This is a genomic window from Photobacterium sp. MCCC 1A19761, from assembly GCF_037389125.1.
Lineage (GTDB): Bacteria > Pseudomonadota > Gammaproteobacteria > Enterobacterales > Vibrionaceae > Photobacterium.
In genome coordinates, this window is sequence record NZ_JAZGTF010000027.1 from 67554 (window position 1) to 90993 (window position 23440).

Sequence of the window (23440 nt, forward strand, 5' to 3'; positions counted from 1 at the left end):
TAGAAAAAACAAATATCATGGCACTATATACCGATCCAGATCACAAGATTGCCGACACACAGATTTTATTCTGATTCGAGAAATGTGAGACTTATCGCTAATCTCTTTTTCTCTCTTATCCATGTGATGGCCCTTGTGATGGACAAGCATTATCAACAGTTTCTCGTTGTCGCTGAGTTCGGCAATATCAGTCAGGCGGCTGAGCATCTTGGTCTTAGCCAGCCGACCCTGACCAATACCCTGAAAAAACTGGAGGCCTCGTTTGATGTCCCCCTGTTTATCCGAAAATCAAAGGGCGTTGAGCTGACCGAGTATGGCTTGAAGTTACAGGAGCAAGCGCAGGATCTGCAGCGTCGTCACCATGCTCTGCTTCATGCTATGGCTGATTTCAAGGCGCGTAAGACCCGCAAGCTGAAAATCGGTACCGGGGATGCCTGGTGGGAGCTGTTCGTCAAACGGGCTCTGCAACAATACAGCACGGCTCACCCATCCATATCCGTGCAACTGGAGTTCGGCAACCACCTGAAACTCATGGATCTACTAGTGCACGGCCATATTGATCTATTTGTTGGCCATGAGATCGTCGGTTTGTCCCGCAAGTGCCCGGTCAGTTTCATCCCGCTGCTGCAAGACGAAGAGGCTCTGTTCGTCCACCAGTCTCATCCGCTGCTGGTGAATCAACGCAGCGACACGGAGCTGTATCCGCTGCTCCAGGTGACCCCGGATTCGGATAACTACCGCCAGCTACTGGAAAACCCGCAACCCAAGCAACTGGATTTAGAGCGTAAAAAAGCCGCTGAGCGAATTGTTTACGAAATTAATAATCTCTCCGCCAGTCTCGACATGTTGCGCCACACTCGGGCCATCATGCCCTATCCCAAGTGCATGGCGGCTTATTTCGCCCAGTCCGATATCGTTCCCCTCCCACAGCATGACACGGGGCAAACCAGTACCGTCGGCCTCTATCAGCTCAACCAGATCCAGGCCGACCATGTCGAAGAGTTCAAACAGCACATTCAGCAGCATGTGCCGATACCATAGAAAGAGCTGCAAATGACAGCGGCACGAAAGCCCAGAAAGAGAACTCAGAGAAAACCATAAAGAAAGCCTCCATTTCGGAGGCTTCATTCTGAAATGTGCTTCAGACGGATTCTTGTAAGGCGGATAGATATCGTCAGGCGTGCAGCGATGTTGCTTGGCTAACAATCGCTTCGCTGACGCCCTGATCCTCCCCCAGATACATCCTGACGTACTGTTCGGCCGATTCGCGCCACTCGAACTTGCACGCCATTGCATTTTGTTGCAAGCGTTTAAACTCCTGAGGACGCTGGCAATACAGCAACAAACTCCGTTGGAGCTTGATCAGCAAGGCTTCCGGCGTCGGCGCTTCAAAGATAAACCCGGTTGCGACCTGCGGGGTCTGATCATAATCGATGACGGTATCTTTCAGACCACCAACCCCACGCACAATCGGTAAGGTGCCATAAGCCAGGCTGTACATCTGGTTCAATCCGCAGGGTTCAAACTCCGACGGCATCATAAAGAAATCCGCACCGGCTTCAACACAATGGGCCAAGGCATTATTGTAGGCTTCAATAAAGGCAAACTGCGCCGGATACTGATCGGCGATCGCCCGCAGCGCAGCCGCCAATTTCGGGTCGCCAGTACCGACAATCACCACCTGCACGTCATTGACCAGAAATTCTTCGAGGATCGGCAGCAGGTAATGGATCCCTTTTTGCTCTGTCAGACGACAAACCATGCCATACAGCGGGACATCCGCCTCCGGCAAATTGACCTGTTGCTGCAAATCCCGTTTACATGCTTTCTTGCCGCGGCTCAGGCTCACCTTATTGGCTTTGAAACTTTGCTTGATATAAGGATCCGTTTCCGGATTCCAATCACTGTAATCGCACCCGTTAATGATGCCGTACAGATCACCCGCACGCGCGGTAAAGTCGGCAGCCATGCCGTGAGAGCCGAGTTCCGTCAGTAGCTCCTGGGCATAATTCGGGCTCACCGCATTCACTTTATCTGCATAAGCGACCCCGGCTTTGAGCATGCTGATATGCGCCGGATCCATTTCCAACTGAACATAACGCTGCTGGATCAGCTCCGGGATCAAGCTGTACTGCTCGTAATTAAAAATACCTTTAAAGACGGCGTTATGGATTGTCATAACGCTTTTCGTCTGAGCAAAGAAGGAAGACTGTGCGTATCGGGTGCGCAGCAAAAACGGCACCAACCCGGTATGCCAGTCATTACAGTGAATCACATCCGGTTGGAAATCGAGTTTTTCACATAGATCCAACGCCGCAGCACTGAAAAAAGCAAACCGCTCACCGTTATCGGGGTAAGCCTGGTTATTTTCCGCATACAGTTCGGGACGATCAAAATAAGGCGCATCGATCCCCCAAACAGTGACTGGATCACTCTCGGTTTCAAGACGCAGCGTTTTGACCTGGTAGCCCACTGGCTGCGGCTGAGAGGTCACAAACAGCTCCGTCGCCAGCACCGTTTCAGCCTGTTCACGACCAGACACTTTCTGATACAACGGCATCACCACCCGAACATCGTGACCCATGGCCTGCAGCGTGGCAGGCAAAGCCTTGGCAACATCCGCCAGGCCACCGGTTTTGACCAATCCTTCGACTTCGGAGGCAACAAATAAGACCTTCAACGGCGTTTGCTTCGACTTGTTCCTAGTAACCAATTTTTGCTCCTTTTGGTATCACGACAACGCCATCCTCAGACACATGATACTTCTTGCGATCTTCTTCCAGATCTTCCCCTATCATGATTCCTGGCGCGATTTGCACATCTTTGTCGATAATAGCACGGCGTATCGAGCATCCAGCGCCAATCTTCACATCCCCAAGGATCACGGATTCGCTGATCATAGAGCCATGATCGACATTTGTTCGAAATCCGAGCACAGACTTATAAACCTTGGCGCCGCGAATGTAACTGCCAGCTGAAATCATGCAGTTGTTAATATCAACTTTATGCTCATCGCTGTCCAGTACGGTAGCCGGGGGTAATGGCGGATAGTAAGTATGCAACTGCCATTGGCGGTTATAGAGGGAGAAAGGCGCATCTTCAGACAGCAAATCCATGTGCGCCTGCCAGTAGGCGTCTATCGTCCCGACATCTCGCCAGTAACCAGAGCTCTTTTCACCCAGGATACTATTGGTCGTGAAGTCGTAAACATACACCTTCCCTTGCGGGAACAGTTTCGGAATGATGTCTTTGCCGAAATCATGGCTCGAATGTTCGTTGCTTGCATCGGCTTCCAACTCCTGGCACAACACATCCGTTTCAAAGATATAGTTACCCATCGATACCAACGCATGCCCGGGATCGCCTGGAATCGGCTTCGGATTGGCCGGCTTTTCTTCAAATCCAATCATGCACCCGTGCTCGTCGACTTCGATCACCCCGAAGGCGCTGGCTTGATCCAACGGCATTCTCAATGCGGAGACGGTCAGTTCAGCCTGTTTCTCCAGATGGAAGTCCAGCATCTGCTTCACATCCATCTTATAGATGTGGTCGCTGCCGAAAATACACACCTGATCCGGCTCTTCCAGTTCAACGAATCTCAGGTTCTGATAAATGGCATCAGCGGTCCCGTCGTACCAGCGTTTTCCCATCCGCATCTGAGCAGGGATCGGATCAATGAAGCGACCGGTGATCCCGGACACATTCCAACCTTTCTTCAGGTGAACATAGAGCGATTGCGACTTAAACTGCGTCAACACATAGATCTTCATCAGATCCGCATTGAGGAAGTTATTCAGCGCAAAATCAATCAGGCGGTAACTACCACCAAAGGGCACAGCGGGTTTCGAACGGGTTGCAGTAAGCGGCCGTAAGCGAGAACCTTCTCCACCAGCCAAAATCATTCCCAAAACACCTGCCATGATGTACCTCCTTGTTATAAGCAATTATGCTCATATATACCATAGTTAAATTCTTTATGAGAATGTTTTTACACTGAAACATGACGCATAAATTACAGGATTAGAAATTTATTACAGCGTTCACAGATTCAGGTCGGAGGACTATAGTTAATGGTTAAACTTTATCCGACCACCCCTTATTGATAGAAAACAAACCTATGCAATACAAATTTAATCTCACCATATTTTTACTCAACTGCCTGTAATTTCGGGCTAACTTTCCCTACTCCCCTCATCTCATCCCATGCTGAGCAGCCCTGAGGTGAATACAACGGCATTCCCTGTCAGTAGACTGACCGCAGTTTTTCAGATGGATATACGAACATGACGATGCAAGATGTGTCCGCTTGCCCGACGCAAGCAACCAACGTCATTCTCCATGCCTTCGATTGGCCCTATCATCGTGTTGCTGCGCACGCCGAAGCGATTGCAGCTGTGGGTTTCAAAGCCGTGTTAGTTTCCCCGCCGATGAAATCGCTCCGGGCTGAACCGGCCACACCGTGGTGGCAGCGCTATCAGCCACAGGACTACCGGGTGATTGACAATCAGCTGGGCAACACCGAAGACTTTCGCCGCATGACCGCCAAACTTCAGTCCCTGAATCTTAAAATTTATGCCGATGTGGTCTTCAACCATATGGCCAATGAGTCCAAAGTTCGCAGTGATCTGCAATATCCGAGCGCTGTGGTCCTCGCGGCATACCAGGACCAACCGGCTCACTCTGAATCCCTGAAGTTATTTGGTAATTTGTCTGAACCGCTGTTTACTGAGCAGGATTTTGTCTCAGCATTCCCGATCCGTGACTGGACGGATCCATGGCAGGTCCAGCACGGTCGGATCAGTGGTGGACAGGAAGATCCCGGATTGCCCACCCTGCGGTGCAATCAGCATGTCGTAAAAGCACAACAGCAATATTTACGGGCGCTCAAAGCCATAGGCGTGAGTGGGTTTCGGATTGATGCTGCAAAACATATGACGCTTGAGCATCTCAAGCAGGTGTGGGAGCCAGACATTGCGACGGGGGTTCATATTTTCGGGGAAATCATCACCGACGGTGGTGCTTCGCGGGAGGAATACGAATTATTTCTGCAGCCCTATCTTGAGCAAACCCAGCTCGGGGCGTATGACTTTCCGCTGTTTCATGCCCTGTTCAAGGTCTTCGAAGAGAACAACTCGATGTCGGAACTGGTCAACCCTTACTCCGTCGGGCAAGCGCTGGCCTTTGATCGGGCGATCACCTTTGCCGTGACCCACGACATTCCGAACAATGATGTCTTTCTCGATCAGGTCATGAGCGAGCAGAGTGAACGCCTGGCCTATTGCTATCTGCTCGGCCGTGACGGCGGTGTCCCGTTGATTTATGCCGATTTGGATACCAGCGGGATCTGTAACCAGGCCGGTCAACCAAGGTGGTTCGACAGCTGGCAGGATCCAATGCTCCAGCGCATGATCCGATTCCATAACCGTTGCCATGCGCTGCCGATGCAGTGCCTTGAATACAGCGATTGCCATCTGGTCTTCAGTCGGGGGGAAGCGGGGGTCGTGGCAATCAACAACGGTCAGGATGAGCTGCGCATCAATTTACCAAAAGGCCAGTACGAGGACTGGCTGGCCATGGATGGCGTCACGCTTACGCATGGGCACCAGCCACAGCTTCGTTTACCGGCACGCACCGGCGCCATGCTCGTCCGCACGCAAGCGCCGACAGCTTAATTAACGGCAGTGCTGAATCGACAGACCGCGCCGTATTCCTAGTCGGCTTCGATGTGAATGACTTTTCCGGTGTAGAGGTCCATTTCGATCTCTACCCGTTGTCCGTCTGAATTTCGGGCCTCAACTTCAATTTCATGATCATCACGTTCCACTTTGATTTTTCTGAAATCGTGATATCCCTGCCCTTGCAAAATTTTCATCGCTTTCGGAACACTCAGCGCCGTCACATCCGTGTTTCCTGATGCCAAAGCCGAAACCGGCAACATCACCATCCCGGTAGCCAGCCATAAACCGACCTTAAGCGCCTTCATCTTCTTCATGATACGTTCCACCAAACAACCTGAACTTCGGTCATCATACCAAAGCTCTTTGCCAGAGATGCAGCGTTTTACTGCGGTGACTGTGAATCTGATCACGTATTGTGCCTGACGAGCTCTGGGGGAGGATCGTATACACTCAACAGTAAGCTCACCACACTTGCACAACCCACACTTAAATGATAATAGTTATCAATACAATAATCGTAATTTAAGTCTCGGAGCGCTCTATGGATAAACAAGCCCAGCTTTACGCCCAGTTCTTCAAGGCAGAAGAGCGCTTCATCTCGCCGCCAATCATTCCCGGTTTTGAACCGGACATTGTGATTGACTTTGTCCAGTCCGGGCTCAATCTGGCATCGTATTACAGTCGCCGGAGCCCGAACTGGAACCCACTGTTGCAAGAGCTCTTTCTGCGTCGGGTCTTCTTCCAGTTAGTCGAGACCATTCGACATACCGGACATTCCAGAATTTTCCGTCGCATCTGTGTTGATCATCTGCATTGCCCGCTGCTGGCTCTCAAAAAATGCTATGGCAACTCAGCCCACGGACAGAAGCAGCTGCAGTCGTTGCAACGCGGTCTTTTACAAATCCACTACCACTCTGGACGCTAAGGATAATCAAAATGACTTCCCAATATCGCATTGAAAAAGACAGTATGGGCGAAGTGCAGGTCCCTCTGGATGCACTCTATCAAGCTCAAACACAGCGTGCGGTGAATAACTTTCCGATCAGTGGCATTCCAATGCCTAAGCAGTTCATTCAGGCGCTGGCCTACGTGAAGCAGGCTGCCGCGCGCAGCAATCTGGAACTCAAATTACTCGATCACGACATCACCCATGCAATTATTGACAGCTGCCAGGAACTGATCGACGGCCAACATCTGGCGCATTTCCCAATCGACATTTTCCAGACCGGCTCCGGCACCAGCTCCAACATGAATGCCAACGAAGTGATCGCGACCCTGGCTTCAAAGAAATGTGGCCAGACGGTCAGCCCGAACGATCACGTCAATATGGGACAAAGCAGTAACGATGTGATCCCAACGACGATCCAGGTCAGCGGTGCACTCGCCTGCCATACGCAACTGTTTCCGGCCATCGATCACCTGATCGCCGCGCTCGACGACAAAACGCTGGCTGTCGGCCAGGTGGTCAAAACCGGACGGACGCACCTGATGGACGCCATGCCGGTGACGCTGGGACAAGAACTGCAAGGCTGGAAATCCCAGATGGAAAAAGCCCGTCACGGCATCAGCCAGGCGCTGGAGAATGTCACGGCACTCGCGCAAGGCGGCACGGCCGTCGGTACCGGCATTAACGCCGAGCCTGAGTTTGCGGCTATCTTTGCCAACAATATTTCCGTATCAACCGAGATCAGCTTTACCTCCAGCGATAACTTCTTCTATAACCTCAGCAGCCAGGACGCGATTGTGGCATTGTCCGGCCAACTGAAAACAGCTGCCGTGGCCATGATGAAGATCTCAAATGATTTGCGCTGGATGAATTCCGGTCCGCTGGCCGGGCTCGGGGAAATTGAACTGGAAGCGTTGCAGCCGGGCTCTTCGATTATGCCGGGCAAAGTGAATCCGGTGGTTCCGGAAGCCGCAGCCATGGTTGCCGCTCAAGTGATCGGCAACGACACGACCATCACCATTGCTGGCCAGTCAGGGAACTTCCAGCTCAATGTGATGCTGCCGGTGATCGCGTACAACCTGATCCAAAGCATCGAGTTGCTGTCGAATGCTGCCACTCTGCTGGCCGATAAAGCCATCAGCAGCTTCTCAGTCCGGGAAGATAATCTGCAACAGGCGCTGGCGAAGAACCCGATTTTGGTCACCGCACTCAACCCGGTGATTGGTTACCTCAAAGCTGCGGAAATCGCCAAGAAAGCGTACAAGGAGCAGCGTCCGATTATTGAGGTCGCGGTTGAGGAAACCGATCTCAGCCGGAGCGAGCTAGAGCAGTTACTGAATCCGGAAAAACTAACCCAAGGCGGGGTTGCTCACGGGTAATCACTCCGACCCTCATTTGCCCCGATCAGTCGCACACCGGTGTGAAGTGTCGGGGCAGATAACTGGCCAGCTGCGGATGGCCGATATAAAACCCCTGCATATAATCAACACCCAGACGCCGGACCGCGTCAAAATCGCATTCGCTTTCAACACCTTCCACCAGCACCCTGGCATTCAACTCATGGGCCAGCGTCAGGACATCCTGCAACGCTTGGGGCTTCCCGGCCCGATACGCTGCGAGCAGGCTCCGGTCGACTTTAATGATATCCGGATTCACGCAGCGGGCCCGGGTTTCACACGACCCATCCACGCCATAATCATCCATCGCGATCCGTAAGCCATGTTGTTGCATTGATTTCAGCGAATGCAGCAACAGTTGATCATTGGCGGTATAGTGCTCCAGTAACTCGAAATATATCTGCTTGGACGCAACTCCCAGCGCTTCGGCCTCAGTCATAAACGAGCGCTGCAGGCATTGCTGACTGGTACGGTCCAGCGCCGCGATGGGGGTCATATTCAGAAATAAAGCGCCTTGGCTGAGAAAATGCGCGTAATTACGCAAATGGATCGTTCTGGCCAAGCGCTCAAGGTTCAACCGATCACGCAACGCCAGCAGACCGGTACTGAAAAATGGCTCGGTTTTCAGCTGTATGCCGTTTCGATCGTAAATGCGCAGTAAAGCCTCATAACCGAACAATGTTCCGTCAGCCGCAACAATGGGTTGAAAAGCGCTTTTAAGCGTATAGCACTGATATACGGCGTGAACACTGCCATCTGTTGACGTCACCAGGCAGCGTGCAAGCGGTCCGCCGAATGTCAGCGCATGGCTCACAGGCTCTTCCTTTGTGCTGTTGTCATCAATACCCACCTGTCTTCCATTGAGCCGATAAAATATGCCCGCACTATACAGAGGTTCATCCTGTCCATCTGTATCACTACTGAGACAATGTCACGGATATCGCCAACCATGACTGAGAATTTAGACAATTACAGGGGGTACTTTGCCTTGAAATCTACATAATTCTGAAAGAGAACTGTCATATTTCTTATCTATGCTCACCCTCCATAGACGAAGAACTGAAAAAAGACGAAAGGATTAATAGTTTGAATTACACACATCAGGCTATGGAAAAAAAGCCTTACCTGGCTGTATTTGACCTGGACGAAACGCTGATTGCCGCTGACTCTGCCAGCCTCTGGAACGAATTTGTCGTTGAAAAAGGCCTCGCCCCTGAATCGATCCTGGCTGAAGAAAAAGAGCTGATGGCCGCTTACGCCAAGGGCGACCTCGACATGCATACTTACCTGCGTACGACCCTGAAACCGATCGTGGGCATGGATACCCAAACGCTGAACCAGCTGATGGCCGAGTTTCTGACGCAGAAAATTGAGCCGGCCCTATATAACGATGCCCTCTCTCGCATTGAATGGCATAAAAAACGTGGTGATTTTGTGCTGATCATTTCGGCCACCGGTGAGCACCTGGTCAAGCCCATTGCAAAACGCTTAGGTGCCGATGACGCCATTGCGATCAACCTGGAACAAATCAACGGCATCTTCACCGGCAAAACAACCGGGACACTCAGCTATCAACAAGGAAAGGTGGTGAGAATGAAAGCATGGCTGGCAGAGCAGGATATCGAATTCAAAGGCAGTTACGGTTACAGTGATTCCATCAACGATTTACCGATGCTGGATGCCGTGGATCGCCCGTTTGCCGTCAACCCGGATCCGGCGCTGGCACTGCACGCCCAGATGAAAGACTGGACCATCATGGATTGGCGCCACGAAAACAACATTTTACGCTGATTGCGCTGCAATCGACTGATCAGGCAAGCCACGGCGCTTGCCTTTTTCTTGCCTTGCATTCTCCCCCGCTCACATTTTCATCAGTTCTCCCAAAATTCAAATAGTTCATTCAAATAATTCGAAGTAGTTGTTCAACTGACAGGCCTTATCTTTCCGAAATTTCAAACTAGACTATAACCATTCGGTATTAATACTCTGGATTAGATAGACTTTTTATCATGAGAAATACACCCAAAGCCTACGACTGGCTCTCCATCACACTGCACTGGCTGTCCGCCGTCGTAGTCATTGGCCTTTTTGCCGTCGGCTTATGGATGGTTGACCTGAACTATTACTCTGCCTGGTATAAACCGGCCCCCCACTGGCATAAGTCTGTCGGCTTGTGTCTGGCGTTCGCCACCGTGCTTCGCCTGATCTGGAAACAGATGAAAGGCCATCCGGCAGTTGAAGGGGCACGATGGGAAATCATCAGTGCGAAAGCGGCCCATGGGCTGATCTATCTTCTCATGTTCGGTCTGTTTATTTCCGGATACCTGATTTCTACCGCCGATGGACGTGCGATTGATGTGTTTGATTGGTTCTCGGTGCCGGGTTTAGGAGAGCTGTTTCCGAACCAGGCCGACATTGCCGGTGAAATTCATGAATACATGGCCTATAGCCTGATTGGACTAGCTGCGCTTCATGCAGCTGCTGCTTTAAAGCATCACTTTATTAATAAAGACAATACCTTGAAGAAAATGTTGGGAGTAAAGGAAAAATGAAAAAACACATGCTAGCCCTGGGATTATTAGCAGCAGTCTCTGTACCTTCAATTGCTTCGGCAGCAGACTACGTGATTGATACTAAAAATGCGCACGCTTCAATCAACTTGAAAATCAAGCACCTGGGCTACAGCTGGATCAAAGGCCGCTTCAACGATTTCGACGGTACCTTCAGCTATGACCCGCAAAATCTGGCGGCGTCCCAAGTGACAGTGAACGTAGATACTTCCAGCTTCGACACCAACCACGCCGAGCGCGACAAGCACGTACGTAGCGATGATTTCCTCGACGTGAAGAAATACGCCACGGCCACCTTCACCAGTACCAAAGTGACGCCGAAAGGGGACAACGCGATGACCATCGACGGCAATCTGACGTTGCACGGTCAGACCAAACCGATCTCGATTGATGCACAACTGGTTGGTGCCGGGGAAGATCCATGGGGCGGCTACCGTGCCGGCTTCATGGGAACCACCCGAATTGAGCTGAAAGACTTCGGCATTCAGGTCATGGGCGACTCCAGCTATGCTGACCTTGAGCTACACGTTGAAGGCGTTCGCCAGTAAACGGAATGCCCCGAATAAAAAATCCGGCGTTTGCCGGATTTTTTGTTTATACACTCTCTGAAGCAGCATCCTGACGGACGAGATCGTCCAGAGGCAGCCAGTCCACATCGACCCCCGCCTGAGCAAACATTTCTTCACTCACTTTAATCTTATCGCCCCAGCGAGACAAAAAGTCCTCAGTCTGCTCCGGACAATGCACCGTTGAAATCCCGGTTTGAATAATCTTGGCCGCGCAGTTCGGACACGGGAAATGCGTCACCCAAATATCGCAACCAGCAAGATCACGCTTGGCAAACAGAATCGCATTCTCTTCTGCATGCAAGGTTTTCAGCAACTTCATTTCACGATCATCCACATAAGCGCTATCGGAAATACCATGCGGATAACCATTAAAGCCGACAGACACAATGCGGTTTCCCTGTGTGATCACAGCGCCGACCTGAGTAGACGGATCTTTACTCCAGGAGCCTACCAGCTCAGCCATTTGAAAAAAGCGCACAGCCCACTTTGAAATCATGCTCTTTACCTTTCCTGAACAATTCGCACTATTGTGCATAAGTTCATGAGACGGCTCAAGACTCGATTCCACTGCAACCCCAGTTACCGCTCAATCAGCCCCATCCAATTGTCTCGGCCTATCAAAACGATATATTCAATCGATTATACTTACCATCCTGCCCGTCTTATTCTTACCCCATAGCCCAGTGACACATCAACTCACTTTCTGCTGAACAGACAAAGGAAACGACCATGGAAAAGAATATGATTGGCCTCGACAAACAACAAACCTCGGTCCTCGCCACAGAACTGAATACATTGCTGGCTGACTACCAGTTGCTTTACATGAATGTTCGCGGTTTCCACTGGAACATCAAAGGCCGCAGCTTCTTTGAACTTCACGCAAAATTTGAAGAGATTTATAACGACCTGGTGATCAAAGTCGATGAAATTGCCGAGCGGATCCTGACTCTGGAGTCGCAACCGGTCCACGGTTATTCGAAATACCTGGCGCTGTCAGCGATCCCGGAAACGCTGGATGTCACCGACGGCGCGCAAGCAATTCGCCATATTCTGAATGCCTACCAGACGCTGCTGATCAAACAGCGTCAGCTCCTGAGTGCTGCCAGTGAGCTCGGGGATGAGGGGACCGTCTCCCTGCTGAGCGATTACATCAGCCAGCAAGAAAAAGAGACCTGGATGCTCAACGCTTACCTGCAATAACAGCTCTCGAACCGAACAGACGGATAACACCAAGCCCATCAACTGATGGGCTTGGTGTTTTTATCGCGTTGTTCTTCTACCGCTTTATCGGTTTTCATCCGCCAGCCACTGTGCAACCTGCTTGGTGTAGTAACTCACCACCAGCTGTGCCCCGGCCCGCTTAAATCCGGTCAGAGTTTCAAACACCACCGCCTTTTCATCCAAGGCACCTGCCAGAGCCGCAAATTTAATCGCCGCATACTCACCACCGACCTGATAAGCCGCCAGCGGCAAATGCGTTTCCCGGCGCAAATTCGCCAGTACATCCAGATATGGCGTCCCGGGTTTCACCATCAGAATGTCCGCCCCTTCTGCCTCATCAAGCAAGGCTTCCTGCAGCGCCTGACGACCATTGGCATAATCCATCTGATATCCTTTGCGATCGCCATCGAGCTCACTGTCCACGGCGACGCGGAACGGCCCATAAAATGACGAAGCAAACTTCACAGCATGGGCCAGAATCGCCACATGCTCATATCCCGCCGCATCCAGACCGGCACGGATCGCTTTCACCTGACCATCCATCATCGCAGACGGTGCCAGCATATCGGCTCCGGCCTTGGCGGCGGTCACACTCTGCTTCACCAGATTTTCCAGCGTGGCATCGTTATCGACACAGTGGTCATGCACGATGCCACAATGGCCGTGGGTGGTGTACTCGCAAAAACAGATATCCGGGATCACCATCATTTCCGGACACGCCGCCTTGATGGTACGGATCATCCGCGCCAGCAGGCCTTCATCATTCCAGGTGTCACTCCCCGCTTCGTCTTTATGGTGAGAGATCCCGAACGGCATGACATAACGGATCCCTAAGGCGAACAAGGCTTTCACTTCATCGGCCAGCTGATTTTCCGGCAGCCGTACGATGCCCGGCATGGTCGAGATCTCGACCGGCTCGACAATGTTCTCTTCGATAAACAATGGGTGGATCAGATCAGAAAGCTCAAAATCGTGCTCCCGAACCAAGGTTCGCATCGCAGGGGTATGGCGCAGACGGCGCAGGCGTTTCTCAGGTTTTGGCAGTGTGGTCATGATGTTCAGTCTCTTTTACTTATTTGTATAACAAACAGTATCACAACTCGTGCGACACGTTGAGAAACATTCACTTACAATTTGAACACTTGAGATCTTCAAGCCTGGATACATTGGCCGGAACAAGGGCGTCCGGATCACTTGCAGCGTCTCTCAAGCTGCTCATAACGGGCAACGGCACAGTTAACCAGTTTCACCGCTTGCTCTGTCAACTGGCTGGCCGGCGCATTAAAATAAGAGACAGTGAATTGAAGCGGGCTGGGCTGCCAGTCTGCATCCAGCAGGACCAACCGGCCACTGCTGAGCTGATCACAAATCACCTCTTTCGGTAGCGACGCAATTCCAACGGCGTTTTCCACCAGACGAACACTGGCTGACAACGAGCTGGCAGAGTAAAAGCGGACCGCCATTTCCTGTTGTTTAAAATAACGGGCAATCTCATGATAAGGGGCGGTATTACGGGCATAGGTGATCAACGGCCATTGCGCAAAATCGGCCATCGTCGCGTTTTGCCTGCCAAGCAGTTCGGGGCTGGCGACCCAATACAAGGGGTAAGCACAAATGATCTGATTAACCACTACCGGTTCAGCAACCGGCCCGAGCATCAGCGCAATATCGATGTTTCTCGCCAGCAACTCTTTGTTCAGATTCACGGTTGCATCGACAATCAGCTCCACCTCAACCTCCGGCAGTTGCTGGTGGATCAGTTTTAAGAAATCCGGTAACCAGGTATGGACCAGCGTCTCTGATACCCCGATCCGTAACATGCCGGACAAAGCCGTGGCCGCATCGGCCTTCAGCTGCAGTTGCTCGGTATTTCTCAGAATGTTCTCCGCCAGGGGCAGCAACTCCCGGCCTTTAGCCGTCAAGGACACTACCCCACCTTCACGGTGAAACAAAGTCGTGTTCAGACTTTGCTCCAGATTCGCGATCCGCGTAGAGATCGCCGGTTGCGTGGCACACAACTGCTCCGCGGCCTGACGAAAACTTCCCAAATTTGCAATCCATACAAAGGTTTCCAACTGTTTGAGATTCAGCAAAACCCCACCTCCTGTGTCGAAATATCGCGTCAACTTTCTCCGAAGACAGCACACATCCTGCTGCGTGATAAATTATTTTTATCAGATCCCCCAAAAAATCACGAATAGACATTATCTCAGGAAGCCGTATCTTTACCAAGTATTTACACAATAGCAACCAAGGAGCGGTACGATGGACACGTCTGGATTACAACAATCTCTGGCCTCACTTTCCCGACAGGCGCTGCGTGAACAGATCCGAGCCAATGTTTATACCGGCTCGACCAGTGGGCTGGCGCCGGGCTATCTGCAAGCCAATCTGGTGATGTTGCCTGCAGACTGGGCCAGTGATTTTTTGCTGTTCTGCCAGAAAAACCCGGTCGCCTGCCCATTGATTGGCGTCACCGAACCTGGTCAGCCGTTTCTGGATGACATTGGCGCCGCCATTGATATCAGCCGCGACGTCCCGGAATATCACGTTTTCCACAACGGGCAGTTGACGGCCAAAGTGCCGGATCTCGAAGCGTACTGGCGAGATGACCTGGTGATTTTCGTGCTGGGCTGCTCCTTCTCCTTTGAAGAAGCCCTGATTCAGTCTGGGTTGACCGTGCGAAACATTGAGCAGCAGCGCAATGTCTCGATGTACGACACCCAAATTGCCTGCCAGCCCGCCGGGCGTTTTCACGGCAACATGGTGGTTTCCATGCGCCCGTTTACGCCCAAAGATGCCATCCGCGCGATTCAGATCACCAGCCGCTACCCGAAAGCCCATGGCGCACCGGTTCATTTCGGCGATCCCACAGCGATTGGGATTCAGGATATTCACCGCCCGGAGTACGGAGAGGCCGTCGACATTCATGCCGGCGAAGTGCCGGTGTTCTGGGCCTGCGGCGTCACACCACAGAACGTGCTGCGCCAGAGCAAGCCGCCAATCTGCATCACCCATGCGCCGGGGAAAATGCTAATCACCGACTTACTCAACAACGCCTTGGCTGTGCTGTAAATCAGGGAGAGACACCGATGAAAATCAATTGTGATATGGGCGAAAGCTTCGGCATCTGGAACATGGGCAATGATGCGCAGGTGATGCCGTACCTGAACATGGCCAATATTGCCTGTGGCATGCACGCATCCGATCCCACGGTCATGCTCAACACCGTCCGGCTGGCCAAACAGCATCAAGTCACGATCGGGGCTCATCCTGGTTATGCTGACCTGCAAGGGTTTGGCCGTCGCCCGCTCGAGCTGGGTCAGGATGAACTGGGGGCACTGTTTACCTATCAAATCGGTGCCCTGGCCGCGATTTGTCAGAGTGAGTCTGTGCCACTTTGCTACGTCAAACCCCATGGCGCTTTGTACAACACCATGATGAAAGATGATCAGGTGTTCACCACCCTGCTGGCTGCCCTGCACCGATATGATGCCAGCCTGCCTCTGGTGGTGATGGCAGTGCCCAATCATGAGCATTATCAGGCCATGGCGGACAGCTACGGGATTGAGCTTTGGTTTGAAGCCTTTGTCGATCGCGCTTACGGCAGCGACGGCCGTTTAGTGCCTCGCTCAGAGCCCGGATCCAGTTATCATGAACTGGCGCAAATCCGCCGTCAGGCTGCCCAGTTGATCGAACACGGTAGCGTCACCACACTGGATGGAGAGGTGATCCCGGTACGTGCGGACACCTTGTGCATTCACGGTGATGGCCCGCAAGCCTTGCCAACCGCCCAGCTTTTACAACAACTGCTGCAACAATTACAGCAGGAAATGCTTCACGATGCTTCCCTCTCCTCCCCAACGGAACAAAGCTGCGGAGGCCATTGATGACTGTCACCCCTGTCAACGAAAATACGGTCATGGTTTATTTGGCTGACCACACCTCACCGGAAACGGCCGATCAGATTGCCGCTCTGCTGCCGATCCTACGCTCGCAGTTGGGACACTACCTGATTGATCTGGTGCCGTCCTACACCTCCATTCTGATCAGCTTTGATCTGATGGCAATCGGGCTCCGGGACTTCACCCAGCAGCTCAAACAGCTGCTGCATGAAGCCAAGCAGCAGCAACATCAGCACAGTCCGAGCCCGTTGATCGAGCTGCCGGTGTATTACGGGCCGGAAGTGGCGCTGGATGCGGATGAACTTTGTCGCCATACCGGGCTGGATTTCGAGCAAATCATCGACATTCATGCCAGTACCCTGTACCGCGTCTATGCCATCGGCTTTGCGCCGGGGTTTGCCTATCTGGGCAATACCGATCCCCGACTCCATATTGCGCGCAAGCAAACCCCGCGCGCCAAAGTCCCGGCGGGCAGCCTGGCCCTGGCCGATCAACAAACCGCCATCTATCCCAAAGCCTCGCCGGGTGGCTGGCAGATCATCGGCCGCACCCCGGTTGAGCTGATTGATTACCAGCGCGAAAACCTGACCCTGTTTGAAATGGGCGCTCAGGTGCGCTTTACCCCGATCTCCCGGGCTAAGTTTATTGAACTGGGCGGTATCATCACAGCAGAAGAGGCAGCGCTTGCTGCTGGTCGCACCCAAGCTGACACCAGCTCCGGCGACATGCGCCGTGAACATCGCATTCGGGAGGTCGCATGAGCTTAACCGTATTCACGCCGGGGCCCCTGAGCCTGCTTCAGGATCTGGGACGCCACGGCCACCAGCATATCGGGGTTAGCCCCGGCGGCCCGATGGATGAGCATGCATTTCTGTGGGCCAATCGCCTGCTGGATAACCCGATCCATGCTGCCCAGATTGAAATCGCCATGGGACAGTTCAGCTGTCAGTTTCACGCCGAAACGACTATCACCCTGACCGGCGCGGACATGGCGGCGAAACTCAACCAGCAACCCATCTCGCCCTGGCAAAGCTTCAGCGTGCGAGCCGGCGATCAGCTCACCTTACGCGGCAGTCAGCATGGGATCCGAGCCTATCTGGCCGTCAAAGATGGTTTTGTGGTTACGCCTGTGCTCAACAGCTGCGCAACCGTCATGCGGGACAACCTCGGCGGCCCGGATACCCAAGGCCGCAAGTTAACCGCGCAAGATAGCCTGCGCTACAACCCCACGCCCGCGCAGCCTTTGCGTCGGGTGCCGCGCCAGTTCATCCCGGAGTATGGTCAGGACGTGACTCTGGAAGTGATCCCCGGCTACCAGTATGAACAGTTTGCCCCCGAGCAGCGTCAACGGTTTTTTAGCCATTCCTACACCGTCACGCCGCAAATCGATCGCATGGGCTATCGCCTGGCCGGAGAAGCGATCACCTGCCAGACCACCAGCCTGATCTCCGAAGGCATCGCACTGGGCGCAATTCAGATCCCCGCCGATGGTCAGCCCATCATCCTGATGCGTGACCGCCAGACCATCGGCGGCTATCCCAAAATCGGTTGTCTCACCGCCAGCAGCCTGAGCAAACTGGCGCAATGTCAGCCCGGCGCACAAATTCGCTTTGTCGAAAAAGACCTCTATCAGGCAGAAGCAGAGCGGATGATCGAACACCACTTTTTCCACAGTTATGTCGGGAAAAAGCGGGCAGCAGCAATTCTCAATCAGGCTTTGACGACGTAAGCCTGAGAGTAGGCGGCAAAAATGCCCAGCGCTCAATGCATCACAACAGACAACAACAAACAGCCCAACGGACAAGGGCCTATTTTTTACAGGAGTATCCACATGGCATCTGAAAAAATCATCCTTCCATCGCGTGGCGCCGAAGCATCGGCGTCCCCCCGCAAAGAGTTTAACTGGTCACTGATCATGGGCGCGGCCTTTCTGATGGCCACCTCGGCGGTCGGACCGGGTTTTCTGACCCAAACCACCGTCTTTACCCAGACGCTGGGCGCAAGCTTTGCCTTCGTGATCCTGGTGTCGATCCTGCTCGACATCGGCGCGCAGCTGAACATCTGGCGGGTGATTGTTGTTTCCAAAAAACGCGCACAGGACATTGCCAATGAGCTGCTACCGGGGTTGGGCTACGCCATTGCCGGTGCTGTCGCACTCGGTGGGCTGGCGTTTAATATCGGGAATATCGGTGGGGCCGGCATGGGGATGAACGTCCTGTTCCCGTCCCTGTCGCCGATTGCCGGGGCCGGTATCAGCGCCGTGATCGCAGTGACGATTTTCCTGCTCAAAGATGCCGGGAAAATCATGGATCGCTTCACCGTGCTGATGGGCGGCGCCTTGATTGCGATGACGCTCTATGTGCTGTTTTCTACGGAACCGCCGGTCGCGCAGGCGATGTACCGTTCAGTCTGGCCGGAACATGTTGATGTGATTGCGATTGTGACTCTGGTCGGCGGGACTGTCGGCGGCTATATCACCTTTGCCGGTGCCCACCGTCTGGTGGATGCGGGCGTGACCGGACAGGAAGCCCTGCCGCAGGTCAACCGCGGTTCCATCTCTGCCATCAGTCTGGCTTCTCTGGTGCGTATCATCCTGTTTCTTGCCGCCCTCGGCGTGGTCAGCCAGGGCGTTACGCTCGATCCGAGCAACCCGCCGGCTTCCATGTTCCAGCATGCCGCTGGCGATGTCGGCTATAAGATTTTCGGACTTGTGCTGTGGGCGGCAGCCATCACGTCAGTGATCGGTGCGGCTTATACCTCGGTTTCTTTCCTGAAGACGCTCCATCCGATTATTGAAAAAAACGCCCGTGCATTCATCATTGGGTTTATTGTCGCCTCAACCCTGATCTTCTGCTTTATCGGCAAGCCAGTTGCGCTGCTGATCATCGCCGGTGCCCTGAACGGGTTTATCCTGCCGGTGACTCTGGGCACCATGCTTGTGGCCGCCAAGAAAAAGGCGATTATCGGAAGCTATCAACACCCGGGCTGGATGTCACTGGTTGGCTGGGGGATCACTGTGATGATGGCAATGATGAGCTTGTACACGCTGTATAATATGCTGCTGAAATAACCCTTCCGCAGCAACAAAACAAAACAAAACAAAAGCCAGTGACCGCTCAACGAGTCGCTGGCTTTTTTGTTGAATGCCTACTTCTTTTCTTCACTTTTCCTGCTCTGTGCTCAACCAGCCGCAGATTCCCCGGTTGTCGGCACCCCACGCGGCGTCGATCTCGCTTTGTTCTCGCCACTTGGCAGTTTGTTCAGCATCAGCGCGCCGACAATCACCGCCAGGGCCAGCCAGGTCGTTGGCGCAACGGCTTCATGGTTGAACACCGCCCCAATCACCACGCCAATTGCCGGTACCAGATAATTGGTCATGGAAGTAAACACCGGCCCGGTTCGCTGCAAAAGTGCCATATAAAGGTAATACACCACCCCGGCACACATCACACCCAGATAAAAAACCGAGGCCAAGGCACGGTTCGAATGACCGCCTGCTTCAAGTGGTGAGACAACGAAAGCCATCAATACCAGCTGGACACTAGCCATCGCCAACACATTCCGGGCGACAATCAGCGGGTGCACCCCTTTCACCCGATTGAGCAACAAAAGTGCCACAGCAAAACTGGCAGCTGCGCCCATCACCGCCAGCCCCCGGACGAGATCCACGGTGCCAATGCCGCTCGATAGCGCCGGCCAGAACAGCAGCACCAAGCCACCGAACCCCAGCAGCACACTCATCAAACCATGCCGGGTGATGGTTGCGCCGCGGATCAACAGTGGCGCGCCCAGCAGCGCAAAGAACGGGATTGTCCCCATCAGCACCGCGACCACCGCACTGTCGAGCTGTTGTTGTCCCCAAGGAACCAATACAAACGGAATCGTCGCTTCCAACAAGCCAATCAGGGCGAATAATCCCCATTGGCTGTAACTGTGGCACCGGCTGCGCAATTTCAGTCCCCGGCACAACAAAGCTAACGTCAGCGCCCCAATGACCGCGCGGCTCACGCCCACCCAAAGCGGTGAGATTTCCGCTACCGCGACATCCTGAAACACGAACTGAGAGCCCCAGATCAGTCCAATCATTGCCAACAACAGGTAATTCTTATAAGTCATGAGTCGTTCCCTGCATCCAATCCTTCAACGCCCCAGATGAATCAGGGCCTTTATTCTCGATTTTAATCAGCCAATTATTCGAACATGACAGTTTCGCGATCGTGTGCTTTGAACGCGATGGCATCCACTTCAATCTGCATCCCTTCCAGGGCCAGTGCAGGGACCGGGATCAAGGTGCTGGCCGGCAGATGCGCCGGATTCCAGCTGCGGCTAACGGCGTCACTCCAGATCGTCAGTTTGTCCGCGTTATGATCGACAATCAGCACGGTAATTTTGACGATATCTTCAAACTGCAATCCATGATCAGCCAGTGCAATGCCGAGGTTTTTGAGGGTAAATTCAACCTGGCGGCTGAAATCATGGCTCAGGGTATGAGCGAGATCTTCACCGCCACTCTGACCGGAGATAAACACCAGCTCGCCCGAGCTGGGAGCGGCAACGCTGTGGCAGAAACCAAAGGGAGTCGGATTAAATAACGCGGCGGGGTTGTGGTGTTTGAGGACTATTTGAGCGTTTGAGTTTTTCATGGGTCTTCCTTTTTATGCTGAGTATTGATGCCTCTCGATGAATACGGCGCAGCATAAAACCTCAGGTTAACCTGAGATCAAGAAGAAAAATGCAATAGAATGATCAGAGCCCGGCTAGCTCACTTCACGACCGTCAGCTTCGGCCACTGCCGAAGCCAGTGCTTCGATTGCAACCGGTCTTCAAAAACCGTACATGACCGCTTGGGATTGTGGGTCACTTGCAGTTGAAATAAAGATTCCAGGCCAAATGCGGCAATACATTCATAGCGCTGCGGGGCGATTTGCCGGATGGCGACCGCCGTTTCTTTTTCCACCCAGAAAGACATCGCATCCAGCACGCTCTGATAGGGGTAGTCCCCATTGTGCACATGCATCCGGGCCTGATTCCGGACTTGCCAGTTCAGTTGCGGCAATTGCGCCTTCAAGTGGGATTCGTATCTCTCGCAAGTGTGCAGATCGGCTTCTGCCGGGTCAAAGTAAATCACGTCGACATCATTAAGCGGTGTTGCCACGTCATGTTCATGCAACGCGTCCCAGACCAAGTTCCGGACAAACCCTGCGGCAATATAACCTTGCGGTAAGTTCAGCTGGCTAACGCACGCCAGCGCCTGCTGCCGTAGTGAATCCTGCGACACCCAATCGAAAATCTGCTGCTCGGCATTTGTGGCTGTTGCCTCCGGTTGCCGCTTCGTCATCCGTCACTTTCCTTTCTGAGATCAAACCCAGAGCATACCATGGTCGGTTTTGGATTCAGACTGGCATGAACCTCGCAAGTCCACAGCAACCCCATATCGACAAAGGAGTGTGGTGATGGCTATCCTTGCAGGTTATATCTCACTGACCAAACAACCCGACCCCGAGATGATTCGGCAGCTGTCCCGGGTCTTTGCCGAGTATCCCAACGAGCACCTTCAACGCTTTTCCTGTCCGCAAGGCGTGTTGCTGCGTTATGACTTTGATGCTTACCAACAGCCTGCCTGGTTGCAGGATGACTCGCAAATTGCGACGCTGGTTGGCCATCCGCTGCTCACCCACGACCGCCAAGCCGATTTGACGACCCTTGCCAACGCCGCAGCCAACCGTCCGCAAGTGCTGCACGAGTGTGAAGGGGTATTTTGTCTGGCGCATTTTGATCAGCAGCAACGCAAACTGACCGTCGCCACCGACCCGCTGGGGTTGCGTCCCTTTTACTGGATGCCTTATCAAAGCGGCTACCTGTTCAGTTCCCGACTCAGCTTGTTCAAACAGTTAAATCTGCCGTTGAATACCAATACCGACGCCTTGTGTGAACTGGCAACCTTGGGTTATACCCTGCTCGATCATACCCCTTATACGGAAGTTCGCTGCGCGTATCCGGGCGAAATCATCACCATTTCTGCCGAAGGATTTCATACCGAACGCTATTTTGACTGGACGGCGTTAGCCAACCGAACCGTACCGTTTGAGGAAGCGTTGTGCGGCGTTGATCAGGCCTTTCAGCAGGTCTTCGCCAAAACCACCCAAGACTCTGAGAAAGCACTCACGACCTTATCCGGCGGGCTGGATTCCCGGCTGATCGCCAGTGAAATGTTACGCAGAAAAATGCCGTTCAAAGCGTTTAACTTTTCCCAACAGCAAAGCCAGGATCTCGACTGTGCCCAAATCTTCGCCGAGCAGAACCAAATCGATCTGGAAGTCATTCAAGTGCGGGATACGCAGGCCCACTCCGTCGAGCAGAAAATCGGCCACTACTGGCGACGTCTGGCCCATCCGGATTACGACAGCGTCACCCGGCCACAACTGGCCTGGTCCGGCAATGGCGGCAGCGTCGGCATGGGCCTGATTTACTTCAGCGATAAAGTCTACCGGGCCGCGAAAACCCAGAATTTGGATACCCTGATCCATGCCTATCTGGAACAGCAATTTGCCTATTTACCGCAATCTGTGGTCAACCATGCCCGACAACTGCAGGACCGGCTGACCGACAACCTGAAACAAGCCTTCGAGCCCCTGCGTGCTCTGCCGCTGGAGAAAGCCTACCAGTTGTTCCTGTTCCTCAACGATCAGCATCACCATCTGTCCCTGCCCGCCGAGCACATCGCCGATTATCAGATGGAGTTCTTCCACCCGTTTTATTCGTGGAAAGTATTGCAATATCCACTGTCCCAGCCGGTTGAAAAGGTGCGAAAACACGCGTTCTATCATGCCTGGCTCAAGCAGTCCTATCCGAATGCCCTGAAATCGCCATGGCAGGCCTATCCGGGTCATCTGCCTTGCCCGATCGCCCTGGAAAACAATGCTTCATCACAATCGCAATGGCAGTTCAAGCGTCGTCAACTGGTGCCGCTGAGCGACATACTGTCCAGCTGGCTGACCGTGATCCGATTCAGCCGCCATAATCTAATCAAGAAAACGCCCTTTACCCTGCTCTGCCTGATGCATTTGCTAGGCGTTAAAAATGCGCTGACTCAGCTCAATACAGCGAAGCAGTTTACTCAGTGGTAGATTACACCGGGTAGCAAAACGCCCCTG

The 23440-nt window shown here is 53.1% G+C and carries 24 protein-coding genes; 14 read left to right on the plus strand and 10 right to left on the minus strand.

The genetic code is table 11. The features are described from left to right. Nucleotides 1-138 precede the first annotated feature (138 nt). A complete protein-coding gene (locus VV869_RS19715) occupies nucleotides 139-1041 on the plus strand; it encodes a LysR family transcriptional regulator (protein WP_337736632.1) in 903 nt (300 codons plus the stop codon). A 133-nt stretch (nucleotides 1042-1174) separates the two neighbouring features. Here the strand turns inward: VV869_RS19715 and glgA are convergent, their stop codons facing one another. Further along, on the minus strand, nucleotides 1175-2713 hold the full coding sequence (glgA, locus tag VV869_RS19720; protein ID WP_337736633.1) for a glycogen synthase GlgA: 1539 nt from the start codon (nucleotides 2711-2713) through the stop codon (nucleotides 1175-1177). Continuing rightward, entirely contained in the window at nucleotides 2703-3920 is a 1218-nt protein-coding gene (gene glgC, locus VV869_RS19725; RefSeq protein WP_337736634.1) for a glucose-1-phosphate adenylyltransferase, read from the minus strand. Before glgC ends, glgA begins: the two co-directional genes overlap by 11 nt. 369 nt (nucleotides 3921-4289) lie before the next feature. On the opposite strand from glgC, the gene VV869_RS19730 reads away from it, so the two are divergent. After that, the gene (locus VV869_RS19730) at nucleotides 4290-5672 is read left to right on the plus strand and encodes an alpha-amylase family glycosyl hydrolase (RefSeq protein ID WP_443147346.1); all 1383 of its coding nucleotides are present in this window, start codon (nucleotides 4290-4292) and stop codon (nucleotides 5670-5672) included. 38 nt (nucleotides 5673-5710) lie between these two features. On the opposite strand, the gene VV869_RS19735 is transcribed toward VV869_RS19730, so the two are convergent. Beyond that, nucleotides 5711-5992 carry a PepSY domain-containing protein gene (locus tag VV869_RS19735; RefSeq protein WP_337736636.1) on the minus strand — a complete coding sequence of 94 codons (282 nt, stop codon included), beginning with the start codon at nucleotides 5990-5992 and terminating at the stop codon, nucleotides 5711-5713. A 227-nt stretch (nucleotides 5993-6219) separates the two neighbouring features. Here VV869_RS19735 and VV869_RS19740 point away from each other — a divergent pair, with 227 nt between their 5' ends. Beyond that, entirely contained in the window at nucleotides 6220-6603 is a 384-nt protein-coding gene (locus tag VV869_RS19740) for a hypothetical protein (RefSeq protein ID WP_337736637.1), read from the plus strand. 11 nt (nucleotides 6604-6614) lie between these two features. Continuing rightward, nucleotides 6615-8003, plus strand: a complete 1389-nt coding sequence (locus VV869_RS19745; protein WP_337736638.1) for a class II fumarate hydratase — start codon at nucleotides 6615-6617, stop codon at nucleotides 8001-8003. Nucleotides 8004-8028: 25 nt separating this feature from the next. On the opposite strand, the gene VV869_RS19750 is transcribed toward VV869_RS19745, so the two are convergent. Next, a complete protein-coding gene (locus tag VV869_RS19750) occupies nucleotides 8029-8835 on the minus strand; it encodes an EAL domain-containing protein (protein ID WP_337736639.1) in 807 nt (268 codons plus the stop codon). Between the two features lie 272 nt (nucleotides 8836-9107). Here VV869_RS19750 and VV869_RS19755 point away from each other — a divergent pair, with 272 nt between their 5' ends. The 3 genes from VV869_RS19755 (at nucleotide 9108) to VV869_RS19765 (ending at nucleotide 11139) form a co-directional block, all read left to right on the plus strand. After that, nucleotides 9108-9812 carry an HAD family hydrolase gene (locus tag VV869_RS19755; protein WP_337736640.1) on the plus strand — a complete coding sequence of 235 codons (705 nt, stop codon included), beginning with the start codon at nucleotides 9108-9110 and terminating at the stop codon, nucleotides 9810-9812. A 218-nt stretch (nucleotides 9813-10030) separates the two neighbouring features. Beyond that, nucleotides 10031-10573: a cytochrome b gene (locus VV869_RS19760; RefSeq protein WP_337736641.1), complete on the plus strand. Its 543-nt coding sequence runs from the start codon at nucleotides 10031-10033 to the stop codon at nucleotides 10571-10573. After that, nucleotides 10570-11139, plus strand: coding sequence for a YceI family protein (locus VV869_RS19765; RefSeq protein WP_337736642.1), 570 nt, complete (start codon nucleotides 10570-10572; stop codon nucleotides 11137-11139). The genes VV869_RS19760 and VV869_RS19765 overlap by 4 nt, the downstream gene beginning before the upstream one ends. Nucleotides 11140-11185: 46 nt before the next feature. Here the strand turns inward: VV869_RS19765 and VV869_RS19770 are convergent, their stop codons facing one another. After that, on the minus strand, nucleotides 11186-11656 hold the full coding sequence (locus tag VV869_RS19770) for a dCMP deaminase family protein (RefSeq protein ID WP_337736643.1): 471 nt from the start codon (nucleotides 11654-11656) through the stop codon (nucleotides 11186-11188). Between the two features lie 233 nt (nucleotides 11657-11889). Between VV869_RS19770 and VV869_RS19775 the strand changes: the two genes are divergently transcribed. Beyond that, on the plus strand, nucleotides 11890-12360 hold the full coding sequence (locus VV869_RS19775; RefSeq protein WP_337736644.1) for a Dps family protein: 471 nt from the start codon (nucleotides 11890-11892) through the stop codon (nucleotides 12358-12360). A gap of 84 nt (nucleotides 12361-12444) precedes the next feature. Here the strand turns inward: VV869_RS19775 and hemB are convergent, their stop codons facing one another. Then, nucleotides 12445-13434, minus strand: coding sequence for a porphobilinogen synthase (gene hemB, locus VV869_RS19780; protein WP_337736645.1), 990 nt, complete (start codon nucleotides 13432-13434; stop codon nucleotides 12445-12447). Between the two features lie 137 nt (nucleotides 13435-13571). Then, nucleotides 13572-14474, minus strand: coding sequence for a LysR family transcriptional regulator (locus VV869_RS19785; RefSeq protein ID WP_337736647.1), 903 nt, complete (start codon nucleotides 14472-14474; stop codon nucleotides 13572-13574). Between the two features lie 172 nt (nucleotides 14475-14646). On the opposite strand from VV869_RS19785, the gene VV869_RS19790 reads away from it, so the two are divergent. The 5 genes from VV869_RS19790 (at nucleotide 14647) to VV869_RS19810 (ending at nucleotide 19356) form a co-directional block, all read left to right on the plus strand. Beyond that, nucleotides 14647-15456: a putative hydro-lyase gene (locus VV869_RS19790; protein WP_337736648.1), complete on the plus strand. Its 810-nt coding sequence runs from the start codon at nucleotides 14647-14649 to the stop codon at nucleotides 15454-15456. A gap of 17 nt (nucleotides 15457-15473) precedes the next feature. After that, nucleotides 15474-16271 (plus strand): 5-oxoprolinase subunit PxpA, encoded by a 798-nt coding sequence (locus tag VV869_RS19795; RefSeq protein WP_337736649.1) that lies wholly within the window; start codon nucleotides 15474-15476, stop codon nucleotides 16269-16271. Then, complete coding sequence (gene pxpB / locus VV869_RS19800; protein ID WP_337736650.1) at nucleotides 16271-17047, plus strand: 5-oxoprolinase subunit PxpB; 777 nt, start codon at nucleotides 16271-16273, stop codon at nucleotides 17045-17047. The genes VV869_RS19795 and pxpB overlap by 1 nt, the downstream gene beginning before the upstream one ends. Further along, nucleotides 17044-18015, plus strand: a complete 972-nt coding sequence (locus VV869_RS19805) for a biotin-dependent carboxyltransferase family protein (RefSeq protein WP_337736651.1) — start codon at nucleotides 17044-17046, stop codon at nucleotides 18013-18015. The genes pxpB and VV869_RS19805 overlap by 4 nt, the downstream gene beginning before the upstream one ends. Nucleotides 18016-18117: 102 nt before the next feature. Beyond that, nucleotides 18118-19356: an NRAMP family divalent metal transporter gene (locus VV869_RS19810; protein WP_337736652.1), complete on the plus strand. Its 1239-nt coding sequence runs from the start codon at nucleotides 18118-18120 to the stop codon at nucleotides 19354-19356. A 110-nt stretch (nucleotides 19357-19466) separates the two neighbouring features. Here the strand turns inward: VV869_RS19810 and VV869_RS19815 are convergent, their stop codons facing one another. The 3 genes from VV869_RS19815 to VV869_RS19825 all read right to left on the minus strand — a co-directional run bounded on the left by VV869_RS19815 (nucleotide 19467) and on the right by VV869_RS19825 (nucleotide 21624). After that, nucleotides 19467-20402, minus strand: coding sequence for a DMT family transporter (locus VV869_RS19815; RefSeq protein ID WP_337736653.1), 936 nt, complete (start codon nucleotides 20400-20402; stop codon nucleotides 19467-19469). A 74-nt stretch (nucleotides 20403-20476) separates the two neighbouring features. Further along, complete coding sequence (locus VV869_RS19820; protein WP_337736654.1) at nucleotides 20477-20929, minus strand: RidA family protein; 453 nt, start codon at nucleotides 20927-20929, stop codon at nucleotides 20477-20479. A gap of 119 nt (nucleotides 20930-21048) precedes the next feature. Further along, complete coding sequence (locus VV869_RS19825; protein WP_337736655.1) at nucleotides 21049-21624, minus strand: nucleotidyltransferase family protein; 576 nt, start codon at nucleotides 21622-21624, stop codon at nucleotides 21049-21051. Between the two features lie 115 nt (nucleotides 21625-21739). Here VV869_RS19825 and VV869_RS19830 point away from each other — a divergent pair, with 115 nt between their 5' ends. Further along, complete coding sequence (locus VV869_RS19830; RefSeq protein ID WP_337736656.1) at nucleotides 21740-23413, plus strand: asparagine synthase-related protein; 1674 nt, start codon at nucleotides 21740-21742, stop codon at nucleotides 23411-23413. The last annotated feature ends 27 nt before the right edge of the window (nucleotides 23414-23440 follow it).

Excerpts from the sequence above, each read along its gene's own strand:
- VV869_RS19715 (WP_337736632.1), top strand. The coding sequence starts at position 139 with ATGGACAAGCATTATCAACAGTTTCTCGTTGTCGCTGAGTTCGGCAAT.
- glgC (WP_337736634.1), bottom strand. The coding sequence starts at position 3,920 with ATGGCAGGTGTTTTGGGAATGATTTTGGCTGGTGGAGAAGGTTCTCGC.
- VV869_RS19730 (WP_443147346.1), top strand. The coding sequence starts at position 4,290 with ATGCAAGATGTGTCCGCTTGCCCGACGCAAGCAACCAACGTCATTCTC.
- VV869_RS19735 (WP_337736636.1), bottom strand. The coding sequence starts at position 5,992 with ATGAAGAAGATGAAGGCGCTTAAGGTCGGTTTATGGCTGGCTACCGGG.
- VV869_RS19740 (WP_337736637.1), top strand. The coding sequence starts at position 6,220 with ATGGATAAACAAGCCCAGCTTTACGCCCAGTTCTTCAAGGCAGAAGAG.
- VV869_RS19745 (WP_337736638.1), top strand. The coding sequence starts at position 6,615 with ATGACTTCCCAATATCGCATTGAAAAAGACAGTATGGGCGAAGTGCAG.
- VV869_RS19760 (WP_337736641.1), top strand. The coding sequence starts at position 10,031 with ATGAGAAATACACCCAAAGCCTACGACTGGCTCTCCATCACACTGCAC.
- VV869_RS19765 (WP_337736642.1), top strand. The coding sequence starts at position 10,570 with ATGAAAAAACACATGCTAGCCCTGGGATTATTAGCAGCAGTCTCTGTA.
- VV869_RS19770 (WP_337736643.1), bottom strand. The coding sequence starts at position 11,656 with ATGATTTCAAAGTGGGCTGTGCGCTTTTTTCAAATGGCTGAGCTGGTA.
- VV869_RS19775 (WP_337736644.1), top strand. The coding sequence starts at position 11,890 with ATGGAAAAGAATATGATTGGCCTCGACAAACAACAAACCTCGGTCCTC.
- hemB (WP_337736645.1), bottom strand. The coding sequence starts at position 13,434 with ATGACCACACTGCCAAAACCTGAGAAACGCCTGCGCCGTCTGCGCCAT.
- VV869_RS19790 (WP_337736648.1), top strand. The coding sequence starts at position 14,647 with ATGGACACGTCTGGATTACAACAATCTCTGGCCTCACTTTCCCGACAG.
- VV869_RS19795 (WP_337736649.1), top strand. The coding sequence starts at position 15,474 with ATGAAAATCAATTGTGATATGGGCGAAAGCTTCGGCATCTGGAACATG.
- pxpB (WP_337736650.1), top strand. The coding sequence starts at position 16,271 with ATGACTGTCACCCCTGTCAACGAAAATACGGTCATGGTTTATTTGGCT.
- VV869_RS19805 (WP_337736651.1), top strand. The coding sequence starts at position 17,044 with ATGAGCTTAACCGTATTCACGCCGGGGCCCCTGAGCCTGCTTCAGGAT.
- VV869_RS19810 (WP_337736652.1), top strand. The coding sequence starts at position 18,118 with ATGGCATCTGAAAAAATCATCCTTCCATCGCGTGGCGCCGAAGCATCG.
- VV869_RS19815 (WP_337736653.1), bottom strand. The coding sequence starts at position 20,402 with ATGACTTATAAGAATTACCTGTTGTTGGCAATGATTGGACTGATCTGG.
- VV869_RS19820 (WP_337736654.1), bottom strand. The coding sequence starts at position 20,929 with ATGAAAAACTCAAACGCTCAAATAGTCCTCAAACACCACAACCCCGCC.
- VV869_RS19825 (WP_337736655.1), bottom strand. The coding sequence starts at position 21,624 with ATGACGAAGCGGCAACCGGAGGCAACAGCCACAAATGCCGAGCAGCAG.
- VV869_RS19830 (WP_337736656.1), top strand. The coding sequence starts at position 21,740 with ATGGCTATCCTTGCAGGTTATATCTCACTGACCAAACAACCCGACCCC.